Origin of the sequence: Legionella sp. W05-934-2 (assembly GCF_964199965.1) — a bacterium.
In the GTDB taxonomy this organism is placed as follows: domain Bacteria; phylum Pseudomonadota; class Gammaproteobacteria; order Legionellales; family Legionellaceae; genus JAFIFT01.
Map to the genome: position 1 here is coordinate 1 of NZ_CAXMZT010000027.1, position 3,163 is coordinate 3,163.

Genomic DNA, 3,163 nt, shown 5'->3' on the forward strand with positions numbered 1-3,163 from the left:
TATGCATCCGCTGGATTTCAGTCTGCTGAACCGGCGCGAGGCTGACGAAGAGCCTGAAGATGATGTGCTGATGCAGAAAGCGGCAGGGCTTGCCGGAGGTGTCCGCTTTGGCCCGGACGGGAATGAAGTTATCCCCGCTTCCCCGGATGTGGCGGACATGACGGAGGATGACGTAATGCTGATGACAGTATCAGAAGGGATCGCAGGAGGAGTCCGGTATGGCTGAACCGGTAGGCGATCTGGTCGTTGATTTGAGTCTGGATGCGGCCAGATTTGACGAGCAGATGGCCAGAGTCAGGCGTCATTTTTCTGGTACGGAAAGTGATGCGAAAAAAACAGCGGCAGTCGTTGAACAGTCGCTGAGCCGACAGGCGCTAGCTGCCCCGGGAAGCTTCCCTATAGTGAGTCGTATTAAATTCGTAATCATGGTCATAGCTGTTTCCTGTGTGAAATTGTTATCCGCTCACAATTCCACACAACATACGAGCCGGAAGCATAAAGTGTAAAGCCTGGGGTGCCTAATGAGTGAGCTAACTCACATTAATTGCGTTGCGCTCACTGCCCGCTTTCCAGTCGGGAAACCTGTCGTGCCAGCTGCATTAATGAATCGGCCAACGCGCGGGGAGAGGCGGTTTGCGTATTGGGCGCTCTTCCGCTTCCTCGCTCACTGACTCGCTGCGCTCGGTCGTTCGGCTGCGGCGAGCGGTATCAGCTCACTCAAAGGCGGTAATACGGTTATCCACAGAATCAGGGGATAACGCAGGAAAGAACATGTGAGCAAAAGGCCAGCAAAAGGCCAGGAACCGTAAAAAGGCCGCGTTGCTGGCGTTTTTCCATAGGCTCCGCCCCCCTGACGAGCATCACAAAAATCGACGCTCAAGTCAGAGGTGGCGAAACCCGACAGGACTATAAAGATACCAGGCGTTTCCCCCTGGAAGCTCCCTCGTGCGCTCTCCTGTTCCGACCCTGCCGCTTACCGGATACCTGTCCGCCTTTCTCCCTTCGGGAAGCGTGGCGCTTTCTCATAGCTCACGCTGTAGGTATCTCAGTTCGGTGTAGGTCGTTCGCTCCAAGCTGGGCTGTGTGCACGAACCCCCCGTTCAGCCCGACCGCTGCGCCTTATCCGGTAACTATCGTCTTGAGTCCAACCCGGTAAGACACGACTTATCGCCACTGGCAGCAGCCATGGATCCTAGGTACCCACTGGTAACAGGATTAGCAGAGCGAGGTATGTAGGCGGTGCTACAGAGTTCTTGAAGTGGTGGCCTAACTACGGCTACACTAGAAGAACAGTATTTGGTATCTGCGCTCTGCTGAAGCCAGTTACCTTCGGAAAAAGAGTTGGTAGCTCTTGATCCGGCAAACAAACCACCGCTGGTAGCGGTGGTTTTTTTGTTTGCAAGCAGCAGATTACGCGCAGAAAAAAAGGATCTCAAGAAGATCCTTTGATCTTTTCTACGGGGTCTGACGCTCAGTGGAACGAAAACTCACGTTAAGGGATTTTGGTCATGAGATTATCAAAAAGGATCTTCACCTAGATCCTTTTAAATTAAAAATGAAGTTTTAAATCAATCTAAAGTATATATGAGTAAACTTGGTCTGACAGTTACCAATGCTTAATCAGTGAGGCACCTATCTCAGCGATCTGTCTATTTCGTTCATCCATAGTTGCCTGACTCCCCGTCGTGTAGATAACTACGATACGGGAGGGCTTACCATCTGGCCCCAGTGCTGCAATGATACCGCGAGACCCACGCTCACCGGCTCCAGATTTATCAGCAATAAACCAGCCAGCCGGAAGGGCCGAGCGCAGAAGTGGTCCTGCAACTTTATCCGCCTCCATCCAGTCTATTAATTGTTGCCGGGAAGCTAGAGTAAGTAGTTCGCCAGTTAATAGTTTGCGCAACGTTGTTGCCATTGCTACAGGCATCGTGGTGTCACGCTCGTCGTTTGGTATGGCTTCATTCAGCTCCGGTTCCCAACGATCAAGGCGAGTTACATGATCCCCCATGTTGTGCAAAAAAGCGGTTAGCTCCTTCGGTCCTCCGATCGTTGTCAGAAGTAAGTTGGCCGCAGTGTTATCACTCATGGTTATGGCAGCACTGCATAATTCTCTTACTGTCATGCCATCCGTAAGATGCTTTTCTGTGACTGGTGAGTACTCAACCAAGTCATTCTGAGAATAGTGAATTCGGCGGCCGAGTTGTTCTTGCCCGGCGTCAATACGGGATAATACCGCGCCACATAGCAGAACTTTAAAAGTGCTCATCATTGGAAAACGTTCTTCGGGGCGAAAACTCTCAAGGATCTTACCGCTGTTGAGATCCAGTTCGATGTAACCCACTCGTGCACCCAACTGATCTTCAGCATCTTTTACTTTCACCAGCGTTTCTGGGTGAGCAAAAACAGGAAGGCAAAATGCCGCAAAAAAGGGAATAAGGGCGACACGGAAATGTTGAATACTCATACTCTTCCTTTTTCGATATCATTGAAGCATTTATCAGGGTTATTGTCTCATGAGCGGATACATATTTGAATGTATTTAGAAAAATAAACAAATAGGGGTTCCGCGCACATTTCCCCGAAAAGTGCCACCTGACGTCTAAGAAACCATTATTATCATGACATTAACCTATAAAAATAGGCGTATCACGAGGCCCTTTCGTCTCGCGCGTTTCGGTGATGACGGTGAAAACCTCTGACACATGCAGCTCCCGGAGACGGTCACAGCTTGTCTGTAAGCGGATGCCGGGAGCAGACAAGCCCGTCAGGGCGCGTCAGCGGGTGTTGGCGGGTGTCGGGGCTGGCTTAACTATGCGGCATCAGAGCAGATTGTACTGAGAGTGCACCATATGCGGTGTGAAATACCGCACAGATGCGTAAGGAGAAAATACCGCATCAGGCGCCATTCGCCATTCAGGCTGCGCAACTGTTGGGAAGGGCGATCGGTGCGGGCCTCTTCGCTATTACGCCAGCTGGCGAAAGGGGGATGTGCTGCAAGGCGATTAAGTTGGGTAACGCCAGGGTTTTCCCAGTCACGACGTTGTAAAACGACGGCCAGTGCCAAGCTGCAGGCTAGAACACTGCGGCCAACTTACTTCTGACAACGATCGGAGGACCGAAGGAGCTAACCGCTTTTTTGCACAACATGGGGGATCATGTA

Annotated in this window: 3 protein-coding genes and 1 pseudogene; 3 read left to right on the forward strand and 1 reads right to left on the reverse strand. The window is 51.2% G+C overall.

What is annotated here, in order from left to right:
* From AB3348_RS15145 to AB3348_RS15155, 3 genes and pseudogenes are all read left to right on the forward strand, one after another.
* On the forward strand, positions 1-226 hold a 226-nt coding region (locus AB3348_RS15145), incomplete at its 5' end, for a phage tail assembly protein T (protein WP_001378663.1).
* A pseudogene (locus tag AB3348_RS15150) lies at positions 219-383 on the forward strand (phage tail tape measure protein); the annotation flags it as partial. The gene AB3348_RS15145 and the pseudogene AB3348_RS15150, both read left to right, overlap by 8 nt.
* 700 nt (positions 384-1,083) lie before the next feature.
* Positions 1,084-1,236: a replication initiation protein gene (locus AB3348_RS15155; RefSeq protein ID WP_367608469.1), complete on the forward strand. Its 153-nt coding sequence runs from the start codon at positions 1,084-1,086 to the stop codon at positions 1,234-1,236.
* A 370-nt stretch (positions 1,237-1,606) separates the two neighbouring features.
* Here AB3348_RS15155 and AB3348_RS15160 read toward each other — a convergent pair whose 3' ends face one another.
* Positions 1,607-2,467, reverse strand: coding sequence for a broad-spectrum class A beta-lactamase TEM-116 (locus AB3348_RS15160; protein WP_000027050.1), 861 nt, complete (start codon positions 2,465-2,467; stop codon positions 1,607-1,609).
* Positions 2,468-3,163 lie beyond the last annotated feature (696 nt).